The sequence below is a fragment of the Ketobacter sp. GenoA1 genome, assembly GCF_003671475.1.
In the GTDB taxonomy this organism is placed as follows: domain Bacteria; phylum Pseudomonadota; class Gammaproteobacteria; order Pseudomonadales; family Ketobacteraceae; genus Ketobacter.
Genome location: NZ_RCHM01000023.1, coordinates 455,901 through 479,930, shown reverse-complemented (window position 1 = coordinate 479,930; position 24,030 = coordinate 455,901). Strand labels below are relative to the sequence as shown.

Annotated in this window: 19 protein-coding genes; 8 read left to right on the top strand and 11 right to left on the bottom strand. The window is 49.8% G+C overall.

Annotated features, from left to right (window positions below; genetic code table 11):
• Positions 1-5 precede the first annotated feature (5 nt).
• The 3 genes from D9N13_RS10750 to D9N13_RS10740 form a co-directional block, all read right to left on the bottom strand.
• Positions 6-617 carry an XrtA/PEP-CTERM system exopolysaccharide export protein gene (locus D9N13_RS10750; protein WP_290589307.1) on the bottom strand — a complete coding sequence of 204 codons (612 nt, stop codon included), beginning with the start codon at positions 615-617 and terminating at the stop codon, positions 6-8.
• A gap of 21 nt (positions 618-638) precedes the next feature.
• Positions 639-2,054, bottom strand: a complete 1,416-nt coding sequence (locus D9N13_RS10745) for a TIGR03013 family XrtA/PEP-CTERM system glycosyltransferase (protein ID WP_290589303.1) — start codon at positions 2,052-2,054, stop codon at positions 639-641.
• A gap of 192 nt (positions 2,055-2,246) precedes the next feature.
• Positions 2,247-2,831 (bottom strand): SPOR domain-containing protein, encoded by a 585-nt coding sequence (locus tag D9N13_RS10740; protein WP_290589846.1) that lies wholly within the window; start codon positions 2,829-2,831, stop codon positions 2,247-2,249.
• Positions 2,832-3,265: 434 nt separating this feature from the next.
• On the opposite strand from D9N13_RS10740, the gene D9N13_RS10735 reads away from it, so the two are divergent.
• Entirely contained in the window at positions 3,266-3,829 is a 564-nt protein-coding gene (locus tag D9N13_RS10735; RefSeq protein ID WP_290589300.1) for a YfaZ family outer membrane protein, read from the top strand.
• 63 nt (positions 3,830-3,892) lie between these two features.
• Here the strand turns inward: D9N13_RS10735 and D9N13_RS10730 are convergent, their stop codons facing one another.
• Positions 3,893-4,378 (bottom strand): class I SAM-dependent methyltransferase, encoded by a 486-nt coding sequence (locus tag D9N13_RS10730; RefSeq protein ID WP_290589298.1) that lies wholly within the window; start codon positions 4,376-4,378, stop codon positions 3,893-3,895.
• A 335-nt stretch (positions 4,379-4,713) separates the two neighbouring features.
• Here D9N13_RS10730 and D9N13_RS10725 point away from each other — a divergent pair, with 335 nt between their 5' ends.
• Positions 4,714-5,886, top strand: a complete 1,173-nt coding sequence (locus tag D9N13_RS10725; protein WP_290589295.1) for a filamentous hemagglutinin N-terminal domain-containing protein — start codon at positions 4,714-4,716, stop codon at positions 5,884-5,886.
• On the opposite strand, the gene D9N13_RS10720 is transcribed toward D9N13_RS10725, so the two are convergent.
• A complete protein-coding gene (locus D9N13_RS10720; RefSeq protein ID WP_290589292.1) occupies positions 5,887-7,005 on the bottom strand; it encodes a sensor domain-containing diguanylate cyclase in 1,119 nt (372 codons plus the stop codon).
• A gap of 445 nt (positions 7,006-7,450) precedes the next feature.
• Here D9N13_RS10720 and D9N13_RS10715 point away from each other — a divergent pair, with 445 nt between their 5' ends.
• The 3 genes from D9N13_RS10715 to D9N13_RS10705 all read left to right on the top strand — a co-directional run bounded on the left by D9N13_RS10715 (position 7,451) and on the right by D9N13_RS10705 (position 11,136).
• A complete protein-coding gene (locus D9N13_RS10715; RefSeq protein WP_290589290.1) occupies positions 7,451-8,992 on the top strand; it encodes a ShlB/FhaC/HecB family hemolysin secretion/activation protein in 1,542 nt (513 codons plus the stop codon).
• A gap of 28 nt (positions 8,993-9,020) precedes the next feature.
• Positions 9,021-9,569, top strand: coding sequence for a YfiR family protein (locus tag D9N13_RS10710; RefSeq protein WP_290589287.1), 549 nt, complete (start codon positions 9,021-9,023; stop codon positions 9,567-9,569).
• A 220-nt stretch (positions 9,570-9,789) separates the two neighbouring features.
• The gene (locus D9N13_RS10705; protein ID WP_290589283.1) at positions 9,790-11,136 is read left to right on the top strand and encodes an HD-GYP domain-containing protein; all 1,347 of its coding nucleotides are present in this window, start codon (positions 9,790-9,792) and stop codon (positions 11,134-11,136) included.
• Here the strand turns inward: D9N13_RS10705 and D9N13_RS10700 are convergent.
• The 6 genes from D9N13_RS10700 to D9N13_RS10675 form a co-directional block, all read right to left on the bottom strand.
• Positions 11,133-12,614 carry an amidase gene (locus D9N13_RS10700; RefSeq protein ID WP_290589280.1) on the bottom strand — a complete coding sequence of 494 codons (1,482 nt, stop codon included), beginning with the start codon at positions 12,612-12,614 and terminating at the stop codon, positions 11,133-11,135. The two genes, D9N13_RS10705 and D9N13_RS10700, sit on opposite strands and share 4 nt — an antisense overlap.
• Complete coding sequence (locus tag D9N13_RS10695) at positions 12,614-13,618, bottom strand: ion transporter (RefSeq protein WP_290589277.1); 1,005 nt, start codon at positions 13,616-13,618, stop codon at positions 12,614-12,616. Before D9N13_RS10695 ends, D9N13_RS10700 begins: the two co-directional genes overlap by 1 nt.
• 73 nt (positions 13,619-13,691) lie before the next feature.
• Positions 13,692-17,600 (bottom strand): DUF1631 family protein, encoded by a 3,909-nt coding sequence (locus D9N13_RS10690; protein ID WP_290589274.1) that lies wholly within the window; start codon positions 17,598-17,600, stop codon positions 13,692-13,694.
• Between the two features lie 77 nt (positions 17,601-17,677).
• A complete protein-coding gene (locus tag D9N13_RS10685; RefSeq protein WP_290589271.1) occupies positions 17,678-18,643 on the bottom strand; it encodes a DUF2806 domain-containing protein in 966 nt (321 codons plus the stop codon).
• A gap of 173 nt (positions 18,644-18,816) precedes the next feature.
• The gene (locus tag D9N13_RS10680) at positions 18,817-19,104 is read right to left on the bottom strand and encodes a hypothetical protein (protein WP_290589268.1); all 288 of its coding nucleotides are present in this window, start codon (positions 19,102-19,104) and stop codon (positions 18,817-18,819) included.
• A gap of 73 nt (positions 19,105-19,177) precedes the next feature.
• Positions 19,178-20,812 (bottom strand): alpha-D-glucose phosphate-specific phosphoglucomutase, encoded by a 1,635-nt coding sequence (locus D9N13_RS10675; protein WP_290589265.1) that lies wholly within the window; start codon positions 20,810-20,812, stop codon positions 19,178-19,180.
• Positions 20,813-20,962: 150 nt separating this feature from the next.
• On the opposite strand from D9N13_RS10675, the gene ppnN reads away from it, so the two are divergent.
• From ppnN to D9N13_RS10660, 3 genes are read left to right on the top strand one after another with little or no spacing between them, the layout of a single operon-like run.
• Positions 20,963-22,333, top strand: coding sequence for a nucleotide 5'-monophosphate nucleosidase PpnN (gene ppnN / locus D9N13_RS10670; protein ID WP_290589262.1), 1,371 nt, complete (start codon positions 20,963-20,965; stop codon positions 22,331-22,333).
• Positions 22,330-23,076 carry a bifunctional 2-polyprenyl-6-hydroxyphenol methylase/3-demethylubiquinol 3-O-methyltransferase UbiG gene (gene ubiG, locus D9N13_RS10665; RefSeq protein WP_290589259.1) on the top strand — a complete coding sequence of 249 codons (747 nt, stop codon included), beginning with the start codon at positions 22,330-22,332 and terminating at the stop codon, positions 23,074-23,076. The genes ppnN and ubiG overlap by 4 nt, the downstream gene beginning before the upstream one ends.
• Before the next feature lie 9 nt (positions 23,077-23,085).
• On the top strand, positions 23,086-24,024 hold the full coding sequence (locus D9N13_RS10660; protein WP_290589255.1) for an alpha/beta fold hydrolase: 939 nt from the start codon (positions 23,086-23,088) through the stop codon (positions 24,022-24,024).
• The last annotated feature ends 6 nt before the right edge of the window (positions 24,025-24,030 follow it).

Genomic DNA, 24,030 nt, shown 5'->3' with positions numbered 1-24,030 from the left:
TCACACTAAAATAAACTTTCCGGAACCGTAATGATGTCTCCAGGCTGAATAGCGTAATTCGTTGTAATATCGCCTTTCTCCAAAATATCACGCAACTTTATTCGATAGGATTTGACGCCGGATTTGGTATTTCGGTAGAGCTGGGTATTATTGGCGTCTGCAAATTCCGTCACACCGCCCGTTACCAACACCAAGTCCATCACTGTCATGCCTTTGCTGTAAGCAATTGAAGTGGGAGCATTGACCGCTCCGGTAACCCGTACCCGCTGCAAGAACTCCGAACTCGATGCATTGGTAACGACTACCGTCACCTGTGGGTTCTTAACATAGTTTGCCAGCGCGGTACTGATCGATGCTGCCAATTCTTCCGGCGCCAACCCGGCTGCCTTAATATCACCAATCAGAGGCACTGAGATCTTTCCATCGGGGCGCACGGGAACCGTTACCGACAAATCCGGGTTCCGCCAGACAGACACATTCAATGCGTCTCCCTCTCCTATCTTATACACGTTGCCAGTAAGGACGACGGCGTCCTCCGGTTGAACTATTTTCTGATTGCCTGTGGTTCCACAACCAATCACCAGCGCGCTTAACAAGACAACCCAGAACAGCCTCATATATTTCCCCTTATTACCATTTTATCGAACCCCTTTACCCAACAATACCACCTCAACAGTCTGGATAAGTATCAGAATATCCAGCAACAAACTGTGATTTTTTGTGTAGTAAAGATCATATCTTAGCTTCTGTGCCGCATCCTCAACGGACGCTCCATACGGATACTTTAGCTGAGCCCATCCCATAAGCCCCGGCTTGACTCGATGACGCTCACCGTAGAAAGGCACCTGTTCCTTTAAATCCTTAACAAATTCAGGACGTTCCGGCCGAGGCCCCACAAAGCTCATGTCACCTTTAAGTACATTATAGATCTGGGGCAGCTCATCGAGGCGGGTATTACGAATAAAAGCACCCACCCGGGTAACCCGGTCGTCATTTTGCTTTGCCCACACGGCACCGTTCTTTTCGGCATCCGTACGCATGCTTCTGAATTTATACAGATCAAACAGTTTATCCTTGTGCCCTACCCTGGTTTGCTTGTACAACACCGGAGCACCGTCTTCCAGATACACCGCCAACGCGGTCAACAACATAAAGGGCCACGCCAACAGAATCAGCACCAGGCTTATCAAAATGTCGAACACACGCTTGGAGACATCCCTGGCACCAGAGTATTTGAAGCCATCCGAAAACAACATCCAGCTTGGATCCAGATTACTCAGTTCAATGCGCCCGATTTCCCGCTCACAGAATTCCAGCGCATTCATCACATCCACACCCGACAGCTTGCAATCAATGAGTTCGTCCAACGGCAGGTTGCCACCCCGGTCCCGGCGCCTCTCATCCAAAGACACAACGATCTCGTCAATCTTCTTGTGCTTACAGAATTCCACCAGGCTCACCGGGATATTTAATAACAGCTCTGGATCAAGTTCAGGATGCATGGATTCCTGCGCGCCAACCACCCCGACCACTTCCAGGTTGTGGCTCTTGCCACTTTGTTTGATGTCCTTAATTACCTCCAGCGCCTTGGCCCCATTACCCCAGATCAGGATTCTTCTGCGCAGTTGACTGGAGTCCACCAACAGGAAAAACACAGCCCTTACCAGCAGGCAAAGGGCAAGTGAGATGATGACTGCGAGGGTAAGCAGACCGCGGCCGAGCTGCAGGCTGGGAAAGATGTAATAGAGAATGGTCAGGCTGCCACATCCAAGCAGGAAAAAGGCCACGATAGAGCGCACTGCAACCCCGGAGAAACCTTCCCTTATCTTGGCCTCATAAACGCCCAACGCCAGGGTGCAGCAGAGCATGACCACGGCGTACAACGACGTCTTCAGGGCGGTTGGATCATCAAAGCTAAGAACAGAAACAGCCTCATTGGGAAATCTGAGCAAGTGCGCGCAGTAGACAGCGAGCACCAACACCCAATATTCAACCAGAGTAAGAACAACGTATTGAAATGGAATATAGTGGTTAAAGATGCGTATATGGAACACGCTAAACCCTTTTATAAACAAGCAGTTATCAATTGATGGGAGTATAGTGCAATTTTTCTTTCACTAACAGGCATGCGGCGCCGCTGAATGTTGGCAAATGGTAACACACGAACACGCAGGTTCTGTGCATAATTACCACCAATACTAGGGCATTATGCGTGTATCGTCATCCAACCAAACCTATTTGGCCTATTAACGGACTCGGCGCTTGAGTGGCATCATTTGCATTGAAACCAGCATATCTTCGGCTTTATTCATAACAGAAACATTACTGAAGGGCCCCACATTAACCCGGTACCACGCACTGTTGTTGGGGTCGCCATTGCTCACCGAATAGGATGCTTCCAAACCCATTTTACGCAGCTTTGCGGCCAGTGCCGCCGCCTCTGAACGGTCCCGCAGGGAGGCAGCCTGCAGAATATAGCGATACTCTGCCCGTTTGCGATCCTCTTCAGTCAAATAAATGCCACGCTGAACCGGAACACTCCAGGAGCTGGCCTGCAATGAATCATAGAATTCGTAGGACTCTTCCAGGTGCTGATCAACGCCTTGGGCACCTAAGGATTCCCTTTCAGGCACACTTTGATCCAATGCAACCGGTTCCGTGGTTACAGAGGATACGGGCTCAGGCCCGGCCAAGAGGTTCTGCTCCGTGCTGGCGGCCTGCAAGTACTCGGTTTTCGCTGCCGCAATGGGATATTGGGTTTCCTCAAGAGTACCGGCTGCCCCGGGTGATCGGATCAACCAAACTCCGATGGCGGTGATCACCCCGAGCATCACCACCACAGGAAGACGCCTGTTCGATTTATGATCAGACAACGTCGAAGCAACCGCTCTAGCGGGCTCCCTGGGGGTTCTAGGTGCTGTCGCAAAATCGTGAATCATGGGAGTTAACATACCAGGCCAACAGATCGGCGGTCCGTGCGGCCGCCCTACTCTCTATTAAATAATAGCTTAATTAGAAAGCTGTACCGCAATTATTCCCACAAAATTAGAACCTTACAACAACAAATTGATAGACCTGTTAAAAAGTTGTCGTAATCTGGAATTTTTTTGCGCCAAAATACCATCACTGAGGCGGATCAATGCCCGGTATGGTTGTCCAATCCATTGAAAAATCACAAATTTGAAGCCTGCACATTGAATGTATCCGGCAACCTGTGAATAATTGCGGGCTGTTGAGACCACGTGACCCTTTTGGAGCACAAATAATGAACAAGTCTATATTTACTGGAATCGTCGTATTGGGCCTTGCGGCTTCTGCCGTGGCGCGCGCCCATACCCTGGACCTGAACCTCAATAACGACACGGTGGCGGTGGATTACACTACCCAGATCCAGAAGTCCGAGGTTAACATCGGAGCCGGCCTGCTGCACCACCAGGATAATGGTGACGTCTATTACGGCAGCTTTTTTGTGGCTGACAACGTAAACAAGCAAAGTGGTTTACTTGCCGGTATCGGTGGGCGCGCGTACTACGTTGACGCCGATCGATCCGATGATAACGGCACGGCGGTTGGCCTTGGCGGGTTCGTGAATTGGGACATTCCCACGGTGACCAATCTTAGCCTGCGGTCTGACCTTTATTACGCCCCGGATGTGCTGGCATTCGATGAGCTGGAAGGCTATATGGATTTCACCGCCCGTGTACAATACCGGCTCATCGAGCAAGCCTGGGTTTACCTGGGATACCGCTATGCGGAAGCAAAAACCGAATCCCCTGGCAAATCCAAGCTGGACGAAGGAGGCCACCTTGGGGTCATGATCTGGTTCTAATTCCAGAATGACGCAACCGCCAGGCCTCCACTGGTTACCGGCAAGCAAAGGAGACGCACTTCATCAGGTCTCCTTTGCTTCAGCCACAGAACCTGATGGTGGCCACTGCGAGCGGTAGAACCTGACCTCGTTGTTCTCCAAAGCCTCCTGATAATCTGGAAACGAGGTGGTATAAACTCTGTCGATATAACGAAATCGCTTATCCGGCATTGACTTAAGTCTCGAGTCCGCCACCAGAACATCGGCACAGACTCCCAACATCATGTCTAAAAATCTCAGGTTAGCGGCCTCATACAGAACATCGGATGCCACCACCAGATCCAGTGCACACTGGACTTCATCCAGGGAAGACACCACCTCCACATCCACCTGATTGAAGGCCGCGTTGAGTTGCGTCAGCTCACGGCAGGTGGCATCGATATCACAGGCAAACACCCGTTTCGCCCCCGCCATTTTCGCAGCAATCGCAACCACACCCGACCCGGCACCAAAGTCAGCAACAACCTTGTCACGTACATCCAACCTGCCTGCCAGGATTCGCCTGGCCATTGCCCTCCCACTGGCCCAACAAAAAATCCAGTAAGGGGGATCATCGCTCAATTTCTCTAGCTGATCCCCGGACAATAAACGGGGATCAAATCCAGGCTGAATGAGCAACAAATTCAACCCATTACACTCTGGCACAGCCTGAAAACCCAATTCGGCGCCAGGCAATCTCCCGTGTAGCATGCGATTAAAAGCAGCAACTTTTGTATCTGTAGAATCAGAACTCGACAATATCACTTACACTTCATTACCAAACAATTCGATGTTCAATGGACGCTTTCGGATCCAGATCTTACACTTATTTCTGTGTAAGTTTACCCGATGATGTTGTTATAGCCATGTCAAACCATACAATAAAAGTTGCTGGAATCCTTCTGGCCCTGCCTTTGGTTTCCGTCCCTGTGTTGTCGGCACCCACCGGCGGCAATGTTGTATCAGGCACAGCAACCATCGGCGTCGACCCCGGAGACCCCAACAGAACCGTAATCGACCAGAGCAGCCAGAATACCGCGATCAATTGGTCAAGTTTCAATATTGCCAACAATGAGTCCGTCCTGTTCAATCAGCCCAACGTGGATGCGATTGCACTGAACAGGGACTTTTCCGGCTCTCCCAGCCAGATCTTTGGCAGCCTTGACGCCAATGGCAATGTATTCATTATCAACACCGCCGGTGTACTGATCGGCGCAGGTGCCAGCATCAACGTAGGCGGCCTGCTACTCAGCGACCTGGACACCAGCAATGCCGACGCAGAGAATTTCGACAGCATTGCCAGCCAGCAGAACTGGTCATTGCCCTTTAGTGACCGGGATCTGCAGGCAGGTGGTATAGAAGTCTTGGGATCAATACAAACCACCGGGCAAAACGGCATCACCATGTCCGGCCAATATATTTATATAGAAGGCGATATCACCAGCATAGGTGCGGCCAACGACCCGGGAGGCAACATCAACTTTCTGGCTGGTGGCAGCACCGTTATGGTAACCGACCCAAACGGCCTGTACGGAGTGGAAATATCCGGCCCTGTTGCCAACCTTCTACCCGATCACGACTTGCTGTTTGAGATACCTGATTCCGCAAGCGGAGCAAGTGTTCTTGCAGTAAACGGCAATATAAAAATAGAAGTGGTCTATGAGGCAGGCCTGCCCATCGATCCCGGCTCCCCCGGCCTGGATCGCCCGGGTATCGCTTTCGATGTCCAATCCATATCCAGCATCGGTGATGGCGGCCAAGCCATCACCACAATTTCACGGGCTGTTAGATCCCCTCCCTCCCTGAGCGATGACGTCATAGATGAAGTGGATTCCACCATTACGGAAGGCCTGGTGGAAGAACCGGAGGAAACTGAAAGCACATTGTTGGGCGATGCCCCTCCATCCGGAAAAGGATCTCTGGACAACATCGTGGAAAGCTGTGTTCCCAAAGACCGCTCTGACAAAGACTGTATTCGACAAAACGCGATTAAACGTTATTTAGGTAAGCTCTTGATTGGCGGCAGCCTGCCGGACTGATCAGCTTTCACCGAAAATCTTGTAATTACTGCGCCCGGCATCTTTGGCCTGGTACAAGGCAATATCCGCGCTTTTCATAATGGACGAAACATTGTCATTACCGTCTGAAAGCGCAATGCCAATACTGGAAGAGATGGACAATTGCTTACCAGCAAGTATCAGGGGCTCGGCAAACTCCTTTAAAATAGCCTGCGCGGTGTCTTCAAGGTCTTTCTCTACAACACCCACCTGCAGCACGGTAAATTCATCACCACCCAAGCGAAAAGCAGTGGCGTTCGCCGGTAACGCGGCCTCGAGCCGCTTGGCTGCCGATTTAAGCAACAAATCACCGATATCATGCCCCAACTCATCATTAACCACTTTGAACTTATCCAGGTCCAGAAAAATTAGCCCCATCCTTTCACCGGAGCGACGCGCATTCTCCAAAGCAAATACCAGTCGCTCACTGAACATGCGACGATTAGCCAGCTTGGTCAGCGGGTCGTAATAGGCTAAACGGGTCAGCTCTTCTTTATCGGCTTCAATCTTGTTCAGCATGGAGTTAAATGCATTAATGGCATCCCCCACTTCATCCTTGTTGGTGGTGGAGGCACGTATGGAAAAGTTATTATGCTCAGTGATTTTATTGGCCACATCACCTAAATCCACAATGGGCTTATAGATTGCCCTCTGGAGACTTTGCGTCATGAGAAATGCTGTTATGAGAGACAGCCCCAGAATCCCGACACTCACCAACAGTTGGCTCTGCAGCCTACGGTCCAGATCGATCAGGCTGGTCCTCACCATTACGCTTCCAATGGCCAGCCCATTCAGATCAATGGACTGGTAAGCTTCAAGATAGCCTTCATAAAAATACTCGCCGGGTTCTCTGGGTTGATCAGGGCAGGCTGCCGTCACCTCGGAATTGCGTTGTACGCTGGCGAACACAATCCTGTTCATGTCATACATGCAGGCAAACTCAACGGATTCGCGAACCAGCAGCGATGTCAGGTTGTCTTTGGCTCGGGCCTGGTCACGAAAACTGAGGGCAGCAGCGCTGCGGGAGGCAATAACCCTGGCAAGAATCGACATTTCCTCGGCCAGAATCTCTTTCTGTTTGACACGGTCGAGAGTCAGCACACCTGCGCCAGTGAACAGTAGCCCGATTGTGCTGGTCAGAAGAACAACTACGATGAGCTTTGTTTTAATTTTTAGTTTTCTGAATTCCATCATCGCAATCTACAGCGCACCCGATGTTCAGCTGTTGCCAGCCTCCTTCCCCGATGACGTGATACACAAATAAACATTTGCCAATCGTCTTTTACTACTTTTTTTCAGAAAGAATATATACTTGCTGAGTATAAACAATTAATTCACTTTTTGCGGTATTTTAATTATCAGTCCGGTTGTTTTTCGGGTATCCCCCTTCACATCCCAAAAAACCTACGCAAATTTGGTAATTTGCTGCAAGTGGCTATTTTGCTTTTGCCTGGCACTGACACATCTATCAAGCTTTGGTGCGAACGGGCAGGCAGATTCAACCCTGCAAATCAATGAATCACCCTCCAGCCGCAATCCGGTTTCTGTGGCCATACCCAAAACGCCCGGCCGCAAACGCACTGATCACCTCGTGGATGGCAAGGCCCTGATCAAGAGAATTGAACTGAAAGGTAATGCCTTATTCCCACAATACGGTGTTACGCAAGAATATATAAGCAAAAAGCTTAACGAAGCCTACGCCGGTATGGACCCCTGGATGACCATTTCGGATATGCACAGCCTGGCGGATGCCATGACCATCGCCTATCACGAAAAAGGATTAACCTTTAATCAGGTATTCATCGTACCGAATGAAATCGAAGGCAATACGCTCACAGTCAACGTGCTTCCCGGTCGCATTACAGAGATACATCTTAAGAACAATAAGTTATATAGCGCCGAGCACATTAAAAAGCCGTTTACTCACTTGCTGGGCACAGTGGTTTATGAGCCCCACATTCAGGATGCGATGAAAAAAGCCAACATGATCGACGGTTTGAAAATTTTTGGCTTTTTCTCAATGGGTAAGCACCCAGGGCAGGTACGATTGAACCTTCATGTTGTCAGCGAACAGAAACACCAGGCATCGGTTCGTGTGGATAATTTCGGGGTTAACAACACCGGGGTTTATAGAGTCGTTGGACAATACTCACAGAACAACCTCACCGGTAATGGCGATACTCTGTCGGCCACCCTGATATCGACAAATGAAATCGGCAATCTGTATGGTGTTGCAGGGTACAAACGTCCTACCCCTATCGACAATAGCTTTGCGGGATTCAGCGCCTACAGCAATCAGTTTGAAATCGTTGGGGATTTTCAGGAGCTGGGGTTAACGGGCCATCTTGAAGCTGTCTCAGGCTTCTATCAACTGGGTCTATTGAAAGAGGATAATGCTGCAGCATCCCTGTACAGCAACCTTGCCTTTAAAAATTCTGTTATCACCAGTAAAGAGTTCAAGGATGTGTTTGCGGAAAGCACACAATACATCACATTGAATACCCAGTTTAATGCTGCCGTCATCCCCAGTACCGGCACCAGCAAACAAGCCCTGGAGCTGGGCCTGACCCTGGGCAGCGTGACCGATACCGATGATGAGGCGCTGGAAGATACTATTTTGATTGCCAGAGTTCGATATCAGTATCAGCTCCGTTGGCAGGCGGGCAATCCAGCCGAGCAAGTTACCAGTGCCGATCTGAAAATAAGCTACGCACCCGATAGCCTGCCCTCTGCCGAACGCTCCGTGATGACCGGGCCCTACGGTGTACGTGGTTATGAACCGGCACTTTTCAGCGCTGATTCGGTCTATAGTTTCAGCGTGCAGCATACGCTGGACTATTTGACTCCGTGCAATGGTTGCAAAGTATTGCCCTTTGCCTTTGCGGACTACGCTTACGGGATTCAGAACACAGGCAACGAGGACGATGCCTCCTTCTCCGGTGCCGGTTTAGGCATTGATGTGCTATATAAATCACACATCAGCTCGAGAGTGACGCTTGGTTTCCCCCTCGCCGAAAATCTCAGCCAGGACCTGGCAGAAGATCCACCGGGAATAATTGTTTACGGGTACATCAATTATGTTTTCTAATTTCAGAAATGGCCGCAAAATCTTCAGAATGTGGCAGTACGCAGGCTTTCTGTGCCTTGCACTCACCCTGGCTCATCCGGCCCACTCAGCCACCCGCAGCGATTTGGATCTCGCCAAGGAATATCAGGTTAAAGCGCTATTCCTATATAACTTTGCCAACTTTGTAGAATGGCCCGCCGATGCTTTCGCGGATCAATCAAGCGCCTTGAAAATGTGCCTCTACGGTGCGGTACCCTTTGGTGAATTTCTGGATATCGTTAATGGGGTAATGGTTCGGGACCGAACGCTGGAAGTGATACGAACCACAGACTATGCCCGTATCCAGAGTGGTTGCCATATTTTGTTCGTGGGAATTGATCATCATGACAAGCTGGATGCGTTCTTTAAAGACCTGAATCACCTCTTCGTGTTAAGTATTGGTAATGTAGAGGACTTTGCCCGCATGGGTGGTGTGGTGAACATTCTGAGAACCAGTGACCAGCAGCAGTTCGAGATCAATCTGACCAAGGCCATTGAAAACGGTCTGTTGATCAGCTCCGACCTGCTAAGCCTGGCACGTATTATTAATGACCGTTGAACCCGTCTATCAAAATTACATAATTCTACATAGTCAATTATTCGTAATTTCCATGGCAGTGTTGTAAATTTGAAAATATCTATCTGATTTCTTGAAGAAATCAAGTCTCTCTGGGTGTAGCCTTGGGCGCAGTCAGAATCCCACCCATTGGCATCCCTATTGCCTGACTTCCAACTATTGGCTAACTTTACGTTACCACAGACTTGATCGTTTTCTAGCCATGACCACTAACACACCATGCAATGAAAACACCTATGCCAAGCGACTGGCACACTTGGGTGAAAAAAGGGATGTAATTGCAAGCGAGGATATTTACAACGAACAGGGAGCCCTGATTCTGAAAAAAGGCTCTCGAATCAACAGAAAAATGTCTGACCGCATTGTTCAATTCAAACTGATCAAGCCCATTGAGGCCTGTGTAAACATAGATAATGCGGTGTCGCCTCAGGAATTATATCGTGATCTCAGCAAGCAACTTAAGAAATTGCCGGAAACTTCACAGATACACGCGGCCCTGCAGTTGGAAAAACCCTTCAAGCAGCATAGTCTGGAAATTGCCAAGTATCCGGTACTACGACAGAAGCTGACCGTGATGCGGGAACAGATGCCGGCGCTTTATCGGCAAACACTCTGCGTAACCTGGCTAAGCCTGGCAATCGCCCAACAGATGAAATTGAGCGAACAGCATATCGATGACTGCTTTCTGGCAGCGTTGGCCCATGACCTGGGAATGATGCATATCGACCCTAATGTGTTAAACAAGAAATCCAGCCTGGACCCTGCAGAGTGGCGGCAGATCCAGGCCCATGTTGTCATTGCGCAGAAAGTATTGGAAGCCATTCCCAATCTCAGTAACCGCGTCCCCCGGATTGTTCTGGAGCATCATGAACGCTGTGACGGCACGGGTTATCCGCTGGGAAAATTCGATCAACATCTGACTCAAGAAAGCCAGATTATTGCCTTGAGCGACAGTGTTTTTACCGTCTTTGCCAAGTTGATCGCCGATCAAAAGCAAGGCTTAAGAGACTTGTTACCCTTTATTCAGGTCAATAGTGAAAGCCATTTCTACAACACCTATACCGCGTTGGTCAGAATTCTGAAAAAAGCGTCGCTGGATGAGAAATGCCATATCCATGATCAGAATATTGAATTGGAAGTTCGCCGCCTGGAAAACAAGAACGGTACTTTAAGTTACCTTCTCTCCGGTCTGGAACAGGTCGTAAGTGAGATTAATCAGGATACCCAGCACAAATCACTGCAAAGTTCGAGAGCCATTCTGACACAGGTATTACGGACCGTCAGAGGCTCCGGGATACTTGACGAAGGCTATTTGCGCTGGTTGCAACAGGTCAAACAGGAGAAACTGTCTTTTGCCTATCGAGAGACGGCAGATGTCATCCTGATGCTGGATGAAATTGAGTGGCAGTTAAAACGCACCATAAAGATATTAAACAGTTTTCTGGATGAAGGGCCGGAATCAGAAAGCGCCCTGAAAAATCATATCAAGACAAACCTGCCGCAGGCGAAGCTGCAGGAGACGGCCATACAGGAATACGCTATCAACTAAAGTGCCGGTGCCTTATGAAACCAGGGGCACGCCTCCTCCAACTGGAATGCAAGATCGAACAGCAATTGATCCTGCATACGGTCAGCAACAAATTGCGTGCCGATAGGCAGCCCCTGATTATTCCAGAATAAAGGCACCGACATGGCCGGTTGCCCGGTAATGTTCGCCAGTTGCGTGAACGGAACTTTCTGCAAGTGCGGCTTACTCACTTCGTACAGCAATTGCCTGGGGGCAAAGGCAGACAACGACAACCGATTTGCGATCTTCAACAACATGTTCTCAAGATGACTACCCGCCATTTCACCAATATCATAGGGCGGTACCGCAATGGTCGGAGTTGCCAAAACGTCGTACTGCTTATGCCAGGTTGACATCATATGACTGAACTCAGCCCAGCGTCTTTTAGACAGAACAAAATCACCGGCGCGAAAGTGGTTTCCTATGGCATATATTAGATAGCTAAGTGGCTCGATGTTGTCCCGCACAAACCGCTTTCCGTAGCGGGTTATTAGTTCGGATACGTCCGCATTGACGTGCGCCGCGTAAATATCACCGTAACAGGAAGCAAGCTTGTCTCCGTCCAACTCCAGCTCAACCTCTTCCACCTCATGTCCAAGCCCCTTAAGCACATCAACCGCTTGATGAACGGCATTAATGGTATCCTCATGCACTGTGCCACCATAGAACGACCGTACGCAATAACCAATTCGTAGCGTACGTCGCCGTGATGCGGGCTGCCGAACAAAATCAGGGGGCACCATGGAGGGCACGTGGGAGTATTGGTCACTACCCATACTGCCTTTAAGAACCGTCAGAGAATCACGCACACTGCGTGTTAGTACATGCTCGGATACGGCGCCATCCCATAGCTCAGCGAAGGGCCCGGAAGGATTGATACCGCGTGTCGGCTTTAATCCAAACAAGCCGCAACAAGAGGCGGGGATTCTGATGGAACCCCCACCGTCACCCGCGCTGGCAATGGGAACGATTCCTGCAGCCACAGCAGCCGCAGAACCGCCACTGGAACCACCGGTTGATTTCAAAAGATTCCACGGATTGAAACTTGGTCCACTGGCCACAGGCTCCGTAGTTGCCATCAGCCCGAATTCCGGTGTATTGGTTTTGCCGATAAACACCAACCCCATGTCTGAATATCGCTTGAAAAGACTACTGGTAGATTGCGCCGGCGTCCTGTTGTAGGCCGCCGTTCCATTTTGGGTCACCCACCCTTTCACTTCTCCCACCAAATCTTTCAATAGCATGGGGACACCCGCCAACACACCATCACTCTGATTTTTTTGCAGGTAACTACGGGCCTCATCGTAATAGGGATGTATGATCGCATTGATCGCTGGATTGACCTGTTTTGCACGGGAAATAGCACACTCAAGTACTTCTTCCCGGGAAAGCGCTCCCTGCTTAATCTGCGCTGCCAGCTCGGTGCCATCCATGTTGCGGTAATCTTCAAAGCTGATCATTATGTAGTCTCCAATCTCCAGCGCTGCACCCTTACCTGGGCCTTGATGATATCTATCGCATCCACCAGTACCGCCTTGCTTGCCTCATTAAACGCATCGGTGGGTTCCAGAACTTTATGAATCACCCGATCCAATAATTCCATGACGATATGATCCGTTTCCTGCTTCCCGATATCCAGCATCAGGCCGTCTACCACATCGAACACAACATCACTCACCGTCTGCTCGATTAGCTCCACCACCTTTGGCCCCATCACGGGAATGGATTCAATGGCAGCCACCTTCACGTCCCGCGAAATGGAATCCGCTAAGGATCGCTCAATGTAACCACGTAATGCCTGTTGATTGGGTACATAGACTTCATCGGATATTTCATTTATCTTCACCGTTAACCAATTGGCAATCAATGTCTTTTGCGGTATCAGAACTTCCAGCAGAATTTTTTCCAATACCGGGCTTCCTTGCTTAACCTCAGACTGCACACCATCAAGAACGTTTTCAACCACACGATCTGATATTTCTTCCACCACCACATTGTAGTATTTAGCTACGAACCTCCCAAAAGCGGAATTCCCGATATCAATGATTCCGTACTTCTCCAAACGATACAATATGGAAAAGATCCGCAGCAACCTCAACCAACGGAATGAACCTACGGGAATACACCCCACCAAATCGTACCAATGAACAAAGGGATAAAAGAACCAGCGATGATAGGTTTTCTGATAGATCGCCACTCCCCAACGCAGCACGAATTCAGTAATGAATACGGCCACAAACATCAGATCATAGGTGACGAAATCCGGATGGATCTGACTTGCATAGAAACTGGTGAAGGTGGGTGAAATCCCGTTAAGAAGGGATCTGAAAAGGTCACTGACAAACAGGGAATCAAATATAATCCAGATCAGGTTGACGGATATCAGAAACAACATTATCGCGTCCACCAGAAACAGAGTAATCTGATGGCTTCGTTTCAGGTTTTCGACATTTACTTTCATCATACAATCGCCACATAGAATCAATGATCCCTACTGTACCGATTGATCGTTGAATTGACCAGACACGGATCCAGGCTTATGCCATTTCATGATTGGGCTGTAATGAGCCCTCCAGATCCTCGATCATAACCGGCCGCCCCAGATAGTACCCTTGCACGTAATCCACGCCAATATCCTTGACCACTTCAAGAATTTCTTCTGATGAAACAAACTCTGCAACAATCTTCTTATTGAGGAAATGCCCCATTTCAGTGATGGATTTCACCAGAGCATAGTCCACATCATCCTCAGATATATTTCGTACAAAAGCACCGTCGATCTTAATAAAGTCCACCGGCAGCCGTTTTAGATACGCATAGGAAGACTGACCGGCCCCGAAATCATCAAGCGAGAATCGGCATCCTATTCCTTTCATCTCATTGATAAAATCTGCAGCATCCTCAAGATTGGCGACGGCCGTGGTTTCGGTTATCTCAAAAATCAGTTTCTGCCTTGGGACCTGATAACGCACCAGCGCCTCGAAGATAAAATCCAGAAAAGTTTCATCATTGAGAGAGTGCCCCGACAGATTAATGGAAAAGCCTCCCATACGACTAAGAACATCAGGGTTTTCCTTCATCCAGACCAGCACGCTCTCAATTACCCAGCGATCTACGGAACCCATGCGGCTGTATTCTTCCGCCGCCTTGATAAAATCAGCCGGAGGCAGATGCTCACCGTTCTCATCCACTACCGTCAACAGCACCTCGAAATGTGGCAGACCGGAATTACCCCCCATAATCGGATAAATCATCTGACAACGAACTTTAAGATTCTCCTCATCCAGTGCTCGATTAATGCGGGCGACCCACGACATCACTTCATCGCGCTCTTCCATCCTTTCATCACCTGGCCGCACCAGCTGAATTTCTTTTTGACCGGATTTTTTACAGATTTCGGCAGCCGCTTCAACAGAACGCAACAGCTCAAGCACCTGGTTATTTTCACTACCGAATCCAATCATGGAGACGACTGCGGTAATTACAAAACTTTGATCACCTGACACAAAGCGCTTCTCTTCAATAGCAGATTTTATTTCCGCCGCCAAAAGATAGCCTTTTTTCTCGTTCTCAATCGGTACTAAAACACCAAATTCGTTTCCACCAATACGACCAATCATAGCGTCGTTGAAGGCTACACTTTTAATCCTGTTTCCCACGTCTCTCAGAAAACTGTCTCCCACTTCGTAACCACAGGTATTATTGATCACCTTGAACTGCAGTATGTCGATGAATATCAGAACATAGTAGGTATCATTTTTCTTGGAGCGGGCAACAGACTGTGCAATGCAGCGCTCAAACTCTTTGCGGGTTATCAATCCCGTCAACTGATCATGAGCTGACTCAAAAGCCAATTGATCATAGATCTTCTGTATCAGCGCATCCAACCCCTTCTCAACCGCCGGCATACTGGAATCACTGAGCACAATGATGTCTCCGCTCTTTAGCTTTAGTGCCAATTCTTCAAGGGAAATGTCTTTCACTTTCATGCCGTGATGATTGACAAACACATAGCGGTCAAACTGTTCCGAAACCCAGGCCAACTGATTCAAAACTGAATTATCCGAGTTGGCGTCGAATTCAAGCCATTGCCCTTCCTTCAAGCTCTTGGCCCGTTTCATCCAACGTTGAATGGATTTATCGTCATCATCAAGCCCAAGTTTCACCAGTCGCTCGGCTGGGCTCTCCACAATGCCCTGTGGCGCTTTATAAACCGCCACAGAAGTTGAGTCAGTTACCCCATCTTGTAGTAAAGTATCGATTTCTGAAACGATGTTCGCTGAACTCGATGCATTTTTCTCGACTTTGGAAATCCCCTTCTGGATCAATTTCGTCAGCTCGTCGGACTTAAACAGAATCTTGGTTTCGTCATAAGCCCCAGGAACAAGGCGTAAGAGTAGCTGATCGATAACGATCAATGTCATCTCCCAGGCCCGGCTCCCCAACCCTTCACGGAAATAACATAACCGCATCAGATCACGCCAGCCTCCGTCGATCAGTTTTAGAACCGCTTCTGGTACATCCTGATCTCCCAGTCGTTTTGTGAGCTCCCGCTCCACCATGATGTTGGCGCTCTTCACCTTTTCCTGCCCTACGCAGGCCTCTGTTACTCGACAAAGGTTTCGCTCAATGAGTTTCTTCTCTTTTTCGACCAGTGTATCCAGCTTACCAACCACGTTGTTCAATGTATCGGGATCAGAACTTCCTTTTTGCACCAACTCGTTTATGCTTTGCCGAATTACCGGCTTATTCTGGTTCAAGTTGACACTGCCACGATCAGACAACAGCGCTATGTAATTCACTGCTTGACGAGCCGGATGAAAATCGGCAGTAAACAAAGTGGGATCCGCTAACAAAACTTCCAACAGGGGTATTTCCAACTTACGCAGATCGGAACGTAAAGACTGCTCAATTCTGCTGCTTTCAACGATATTCGAAAACAGGTTTTCAATCATGTCAGCGGAATCAAGGTGCTGCTCCCCCAGTGGGGACTCAGGCCCGGTGGCCTGCGCTATATAGTGCTTCAGTGCCCCCGGAGAATCCAGATTCACTGACCCATCCAGTACCTGGTGTCGCACTGACTGAATCGCTTGGGCATACTCGTTGGCAAGTGCAGGGCTCAATTCACCTGGAGCACCACCTTGAGCAGCAGTACGCACCTGCCCTCCCGAGCCCTGATTACTGTGAATTTGCCACAGCTTGCTGGCAGTTGAATATGCGCTACGTGCACGGGCAAGCCCGGCCTGTAACTGCTCAAATGATCCTAGCTGTGCACCTGCAACCGCTGCCCCCGGGAGCCCTGCCATGGCCTGCTCCATTTGCGGTGTTTTGTCATGCTCCGGATTCGGTGTTCCTGCTGGCTGAACGGTGGCTTCGCGTTTGACATTTGCTCGATCTTTCAGTGCCTTGCTCGCCAAATACTTAGCAACATTAATATCCGGCAACACATCGGCGTCGATCAGAATTTTATTCAATCCTTTATACAGGCTGCCCAATTCCGACAGGATGCGTTCCTGGTATATTTTGAAAACCAGGCGCTCGACTCTATGACTGAGGCGCAGCGGGCGGATACAGTCGTAAAAGGCATGGCAATACGCGGCAGGCCCATAAGGATTATAAATACGGCCGGAGTCTTCCTGACCAAAGGCTACATCCAGTCGCAACTGGAGCTCGATCAGAATATCCCTGAATTGCAGCTCAGTACGGGAAGTGGCCACGCGCACGATCAACCAGTCCTCAAACTCCTCCTTTTCAACCAGGGAGAGTGAACCTTCAGCCTCATCAGCTGACGTTTCCCCGCGCTTCTCCTTCCAGCGTCCATTGGCTACATCCGATGCATCCGCCGATATGGTTCCATCCAGCTGTTCCAGTAGTCTGTTTGCAAGTTTTTTGAAACCTGCCATGGCATCAAAGTATTGATGCTGCGCTGCATCGCTGGATTGAATCTCCGCTTCTGTCATCAACGATTCATTCAGTGCTCGCAAGAATTCCGGTACGCGTTCTTCAAGAAACGATTTGGCTCTGCTGTTGGCAACTTTAATCAGGTTGGATTTCCTGGCGGCCGCCAGATTTTTATGGCCCTGCTCTTTCGACAGTAGCGCATCGTTACTTTTGCGCTTTGCGGTTGCTTCAGCAGCCAGTTTGATGGCATCCACATTCTTTGGATTCTGATGTACGAACTTGAGCCCAAAACCGTTGTCCTGCTGATGCACCACCACGCAGTCGATTGCGATATAGCGGGAGCCCGCCTTGAACGTTACCGTGACAATGGAATCAATGTCCGTAAGACTGTCCTTAACGGATTTCAGGTAGCGCTGATCAGGAATGGTCACATAGATCCCTTCGCCACTGTAATCTTCAATCTTGCAGAGATTGCCTTCGCCTTCCCCAAAGTTGAAGACTGCGTCAATATCAACGCCTTCCCGAGGAAAATCGCGTTTTTCCACAACAACACCCCAACTGAACAATCGGTCACTTGGTTAAGTTTAGTAACTTTTCGGAAAAACGTAGTATTTTTATGATTTTAGAGCGTGTTGCAGTGGCGATCACCCTGCACGCGGTCATCGATGCTCACGCTCATACCACGGGCATGCAGATCCTGCATCATGGCCTCCAGGTACGCAGTATCCACCGGGGCATTCACCAGACTGATCAATTCCCTGCCCAACTTTGTAATCATGTAAGCGGGCACATGCAGTTCTGGCCGGGGCTGACTGGATTGGATCAGCAAATGCTTATCGGTCATGGATATCCGGCAGACAAAATGCGTTTGCGACTGACTGAATAGGGTTTTGCTTAGCACCTTGCCATGGACTCCACGAATGATTCCCTGTTCTTCCAGGTTTTCGAACAGGTCCAGGTCAAATTCCCGGGGCAAGGCCTGCAACGCGCTGCGATAAACGAAATCACCACAGGCCCAGGACCCTAACTTATTTAGCCCCTCTGCATCCTCCAGACTAAAGCAGGCAAGATGCTCCAAAGCGCGCAGACTGGTGGTACCGGGATTGATCAGTTCCCGTACCAGAATTCGGGCCCACAATTGTTGCAGCGCCCCGTTTGAAGACTCACTGGCATTGATCTTCCAGCGGTTGAGCCAGCGCCGATCCAATGCCCCTTTATCGATATCGTTTAACGCCAGGCCCAAAATGATGCGCTCCGTCAGCAGATACAACTTCTGCAACCGCAGCAGCCTTTCCAGCGCATCATGACGGCTGACGTCAGCGGCGTTTTCCATCATCTTGGCGATATCCGGTAAAGACTCCTGTTCCACCTCAATTTGATCACTGTTCTCAATGATGGAGGCAAACTTTACCTCACGTATATCCCTGATTTCGGCAGAGCGGATAATTTTACCGGTAGGATCCAGGCTGGCGTGGCCACGACGCAATTCGTGCAGTTGGCGCTCGACATGGAGAATATGGGACAGCTCCTTGCGCCGTACCTCACCCAAGGTCTGACCGGAGCGCTGGATCTTGTCCGGAGAGGACAAGCCATAGACCTCCTTTGGGGTAAGGTGTACCCAAAGTTTCTTAAGTAATTGAATTCTCAATAAAGATTGACTCACCCAAAGCCTCAGTTGCCGTTATGATTTTTATCAAGGTCTTGTGCATAAGTCAGTATAGCAATCCCTGCTATGGTTGCTGCAAAATTACCCAGCCAACCCTATTGGCTAAGGATCAATACCAACCTGCATACCGCTATCAAAGGCGTCTCACCCCATGCACTGCTGCGGGTCGTGGAAGCCAACCATTCCTGCGCCAAATACTGCGTGTTTATCTTGTAGGTTTCCATCAGATCCAGCAACAATGCCTTATCCTGGTGAAAGTGAAACTGTCCTTTCTGATAACCCTGCTCGAACTCAGCGTCACTGGGTGTTTTGCCGGAAACCTTACAGGCATGGCGGTACATCTCATAATCCAGACCACGGCCTGTCAATTCACTTGTCTTCATAAATTACTAATCAACTCAGTCTGTGAAAAGCGGATTGTGTGGAAACAAACCTGCTCCGTCAAGTTGACCTAGCTCAAGTTTTCACGGAAGGCTGGGATAACCCGCTCACCTCACGGATTTGAGCGATGTGGTTGGCAAACTCCCCCAGCACATCATTGTATTCGATGGCATCGGCGCCTTGATTGGTCGCATCACGCTCAATTTGCTCCAGGTAAACCCGCAAGGTGGCGGCGTCCGTACCCGTCCCAGATAGCCGGTAAACCACCCTTGATTGATCATCAAACTGCACCCGTACCCCCTGATTGTGAGCAACCGATCCGTCCACCGGATCTTCGTAACTGAATACGTTCACGTCAGACACCGTCATTCCATTGACCATGCGCCCCAGGATACTTCCGCTGTTACGCACGAGTTGATCCATAATGGTCTGGGCTTTATCTGCCTCCAGACCTTCATAATCATGACGACAGTAATAGCTGCGCCCAAATGCAGTCCAGTGCTGCCTGAGCAGCTCGCTTACAGGACGCTGCTGGTCTGCCAAAATACTCAACCAGCACAACACGGTCCATACGCCGTCTTTTTCCCGCACGTGATCACCGCTGGTTCCAAAGCTCTCCTCACCACACAACCGCACCAACCCTTCATCCAGCAAATTACCAAAGAATTTCCATCCGGTTGGGGTTTCATAACAGGAAACATTCAGATGCTGGGCGACACGGTCCAGTGCTGTGCTGGTTGGCATTGACCGCGCAACCCCCACCAGCCCTGACTTGAATTGGGGAATGCTCTGATGATGCTGTGCAATCAGAGCCAGACTGTCGCTGGGGCTGACAAACGCCTTACGCCCCAAGATCATATTGCGATCCCCGTCGCCATCGGATGCGGCACCCAGCTCCGGTGCCTCATCGGTCATCATGAAGTCATACAGTTCACGGGCGTACACCCGATTGGGGTCGGGATGTCCACCTCCAAAATCCGCCAGCGCAACACAGTTTTTCAATGCCCTATCCGGCAGCCCCAGCAGGTCTTTGAATATGCGCGTGGCATAAGGCCCGGTCACAGCATGCATGCCATCAAAGCACAGGCTCAGCCTGGTGGACTGGATCGCCTCTGATATCTTGTCAAAATCAAACAGTGATTGCATAAGCTGTGCATAATCATCCACGCTGTCCACGACTTTGATTGTCGTCTCTGCAAACCGGTACTCCTCACCCACCGCCAAATCCACAGGCGGTAAGTCAGCCGCCAGGTACTGCGATATAGATTGAGTATTTTGATAGATCGCCTGGGTAACCGCTTCCGGTGCCGGGCTGCCACTGGCGTTATTGAATTTGATGCCAAAATCCTTTCCCGGACCACCGGGGTTATGGCTGGCTGACAGAACAATGCCCCCATTGGCGTTTGATTTACGGATCAAATGCGAAACAGCAGGTGTGGACAACAGTCCGCCAGCGCCCACCAGCACCTGTTTAATGCCGTTGCCAACCAGAACCTGGAGTATGATCTGGGTCGCTTCCGCATTAAAATAGCGCCCGTCTCCGCCCACAACCAGGCAGTCGCGCTGATCCCGGGGCAATGAATTTACGATGGACTGAACAAAATTAGCCAGATAATGCGGCTGCTGAAAAACATCAACTTTCTTGCGCAATCCTGATGTGCCCGGCTTTTGCCCGGCAAAAGGCTTAGTTGCTACAGGTCTAATGTCCATAATTGATTCATTCCCCCACTGCACGTAACAGAAATTGCTACCCAAACTGCTATAGTTAACAGATAGAATACCCTGCAGATCGTAGAATAATTAGCGACTGATTTCACCTTTTATAATGAACTGCTACCTGAGTAAGGAAACCGGCCATTTATGACAGATAAAGTGCCAAGCACCACCGTATCACCGGAAGCGGCTCTGGAACTGCTCTCACCAACCGAAGTCAGCCAACTGGTTAATCAAACGGATGCAGAACTGTTCAAGATCTTCCGTCGTTGCGCTCTGGCGGTGTTGAATACGGGCAACAACAACGACAACACCAACGAAATCATGGAACAGTTTAAAGATTTTGATATTCGCTTTATCCGGCAGGCCCGGGGTATCAAGCTGCAACTGTCCAATGCACCCTCCTCGGCGTTTGTCGATGGTAAAATGATCAGAGGTATACGAGAACAGCTTTTTTCCGTACTGCGGGATGTCGTTTACATCACCAATGAAATTCGCAATTCGGAGCGTTTTAAACTCAGTACGCAAACAGGAATCACCGACGCTGTCTTTCATATTCTGCGGAACGCAAATATCGTACGCAAAGGTGACTTCAATCCATTGGTGGTGTGCTGGGGTGGACACTCCATCAGCCGGGACGAATACGACTTCACCAAAGAAGTGGGCTACCAGCTGGGGCTCAGGGACATGAACATCATCACCGGTTGCGGACCCGGTGCGATGAAAGGCCCTATGAAGGGTGCAACCATTGGCCACGCCAAGCAGCATGTGCCAAACCGGCGTTACATCGGTATCACCGAGCCCGGCATCATTGCAGCGGAATCACCAAACCCAATCGTGAACGAACTGGTCATCATGCCTGACATAGAAAAAAGATTGGAAGCGTTCGTGCGCCTGGCCCATTGCGTAATCGTTTTTCCCGGCGGCGCCGGTACCGCTGAAGAAATCCTCTATATACTGGGCGTATTGTTGCACCCCAGCAACAAACGAATTCCCTTCCCGTTAATTTTTGCCGCCTCCCATGATAACCGCCCCTACTTTGATACCATCAACCAGTTTATTGGCGCCACTCTGGGGCCGGAGGCTCAATCCCGCTTTACCGTGATCAGTGGCGATTGCGCGGAAGTCGCCAGAGCGGTCCGTAAAGGCGCAGATGAGGTGATGACCTATCGCCGCAAATCAAAGGACGCTTTTTATTTTAACTGGAAACTCAATATTCCCAAGGACCTGCAAATACCGTTTGATCCAACTCACGAAAGCATGACCAAGCTCAATCTGAGCAAGGACCAGCCCATCCATGACCTGGCGTCAAATCTGCGCCGCGCATTCTCGGGAATCGTGGCCGGCAATGTTAAGGAACAGGGCATTAATCAAATCAAAGAAAAAGGCCCATTCGAACTGAGCGGTGACCCCGCTATCATGTCTGCTCTGGATAGGCTATTGAGAACTTTTGTGGATCAAAACCGTATGAAGATTGGAGACGGAACTTACACCCCTTGCTACCGGGTGGCCACGTGACATCTGAACCATCCACAACCGCTGATGACAACGAGATCGCCCGGTTTAATGCGCTGGCGGCTACCTGGTGGGATAGCCAAGGCCCCATGTGGCCCTTGCATCGACTGAATCAGTTTCGCATTAAGATCCTATTGCAACAGCTCGCACAGCAGAGCAGGATCGATTCCAATTCAAAGCTGCCACTGCATGGCAAGCAGGTTCTGGACATCGGCTGCGGAGGTGGCATCCTATCAGAAAGCCTGGCCAAATTGGGTGCGCAGGTCGTCGCCATTGACTTGGCAGAGAACAATATTGCCATTGCCCGCCAGCATGCCGCTGAACAAGGGCTCGACATCGACTACCGTTCCCAGGAAGCGGGCACATTCAGTGCGCAGTTTGACCTGGTGTTCAATATGGAGGTGGTTGAGCACGTGGCCAATCTTGAGACTTTCTTAGAAGCATCCTGTCAGCATGTCAAACCAGGTGGCCTCATGTTCCTGTCCACTATAAACCGTACATTGAAAAGTTACCTGTTTGCCATCCTCGGGGCAGAATACGTGCTGAAACTGCTGCCAAAAGGCACGCATCAATGGTCAAAGTTCGTTAGGCCCGCTACGCTGTCCAGCCTATTGAGCGATAATGGCCTCGACACGATATGGCGGCAAGGGGTATCGTTAAACCCGTTCAACAAGTCTTACCACACCACCGAATCACTGGCCATCAACTATATGCTCGCTGCAACAAAACCTGACGAAAAAGCCTGAGAAAAGCCAATGTCTACGCAATCGAAATTCAATACGCACCACCCCATCAAACGCGGTGATGCCAACGTCCACGGTATTACACTTCATTACCAGGAAGAAGGCTATTCGGGGGATCCTGCCATGATCCTTATTATGGGGTTAGGCTCGCAACTGACCCTGTGGCCGCAACAATTGGTGGACAACCTGGTTAACGAAGGGTTCAGGGTAATCCGCTTTGATAACCGGGATATCGGTTTGTCGTCAGTCGTCAACAATGGGGTACAGGCTGATCTCCCCAACGCCATGCTGCGTTCACGCTTACGCCTACCGATCACCAGTAATTACACGTTGTACGATATGGTGAGCGATACCGCCGGCCTGCTCGATGCGCTTGGCATTGAGCAGGCCCACATTGTCGGTGCCTCGATGGGGGGCATGATTGCGCAATTATTCTCGGCGCTTTACTCACACCGAACCCTAAGCCTCACCTCCATCATGTCGACCACCAACGAACCTGGGTTACCACTGCCACGTTGGGATATTCTTATGAATCTGGCAGGCTATGGTGTTAAAAAAGGCCACGATAAAGCCACGGCCGTACAGCGTTCTCTGCAATTCTGGAAAAAAATATCAAGCCCGAAATACCCAACCCCGGAACACGAACTCCAGCAACGCATCGCATCTGATTATGATCGTTCGTACCGACCCGCAAGTTATTTACGGCAAAGTCATGCCATCATCGCTACAGGCGGCTTCAAGCGCCTGCTATCAAGAATCAACTGTCCGACTCAAATCATTCACGGTACTGACGACCCGCTAGTACACAAAAAGGGTGGCATCGCCAGCGCCAAATCGATTCCGGGTGCAAAACTGGAGCTGATCAAAGGAATGGGGCATGATTTTCCGCAACAACTACTGCCCAAACTCACGGAACTCATTGCATTTAACGCACTGACCGGCAACAAATGATAGGCC

Coding starts and splice junctions, on each gene's coding strand:
- D9N13_RS10730 (WP_290589298.1), bottom strand. CDS start 4,378: ATGGCCAGGCGAATCCTGGCAGGCAGGTTGGATGTACGTGACAAGGTT.
- ppnN (WP_290589262.1), top strand. CDS start 20,963: ATGACAGATAAAGTGCCAAGCACCACCGTATCACCGGAAGCGGCTCTG.
- D9N13_RS10680 (WP_290589268.1), bottom strand. CDS start 19,104: ATGAAGACAAGTGAATTGACAGGCCGTGGTCTGGATTATGAGATGTAC.
- D9N13_RS10705 (WP_290589283.1), top strand. CDS start 9,790: ATGACCACTAACACACCATGCAATGAAAACACCTATGCCAAGCGACTG.
- D9N13_RS10740 (WP_290589846.1), bottom strand. CDS start 2,831: ATGCTCGGGGTGATCACCGCCATCGGAGTTTGGTTGATCCGATCACCC.
- D9N13_RS10700 (WP_290589280.1), bottom strand. CDS start 12,614: ATGATCAGCTTTGAAGATTACCGCAACATGGATGGCACCGAGCTGGCA.
- D9N13_RS10695 (WP_290589277.1), bottom strand. CDS start 13,618: ATGATGAAAGTAAATGTCGAAAACCTGAAACGAAGCCATCAGATTACT.
- D9N13_RS10725 (WP_290589295.1), top strand. CDS start 4,714: ATGTCAAACCATACAATAAAAGTTGCTGGAATCCTTCTGGCCCTGCCT.
- D9N13_RS10675 (WP_290589265.1), bottom strand. CDS start 20,812: ATGGACATTAGACCTGTAGCAACTAAGCCTTTTGCCGGGCAAAAGCCG.
- D9N13_RS10660 (WP_290589255.1), top strand. CDS start 23,086: ATGTCTACGCAATCGAAATTCAATACGCACCACCCCATCAAACGCGGT.
- D9N13_RS10750 (WP_290589307.1), bottom strand. CDS start 617: ATGAGGCTGTTCTGGGTTGTCTTGTTAAGCGCGCTGGTGATTGGTTGT.
- D9N13_RS10735 (WP_290589300.1), top strand. CDS start 3,266: ATGAACAAGTCTATATTTACTGGAATCGTCGTATTGGGCCTTGCGGCT.
- D9N13_RS10710 (WP_290589287.1), top strand. CDS start 9,021: ATGTGGCAGTACGCAGGCTTTCTGTGCCTTGCACTCACCCTGGCTCAT.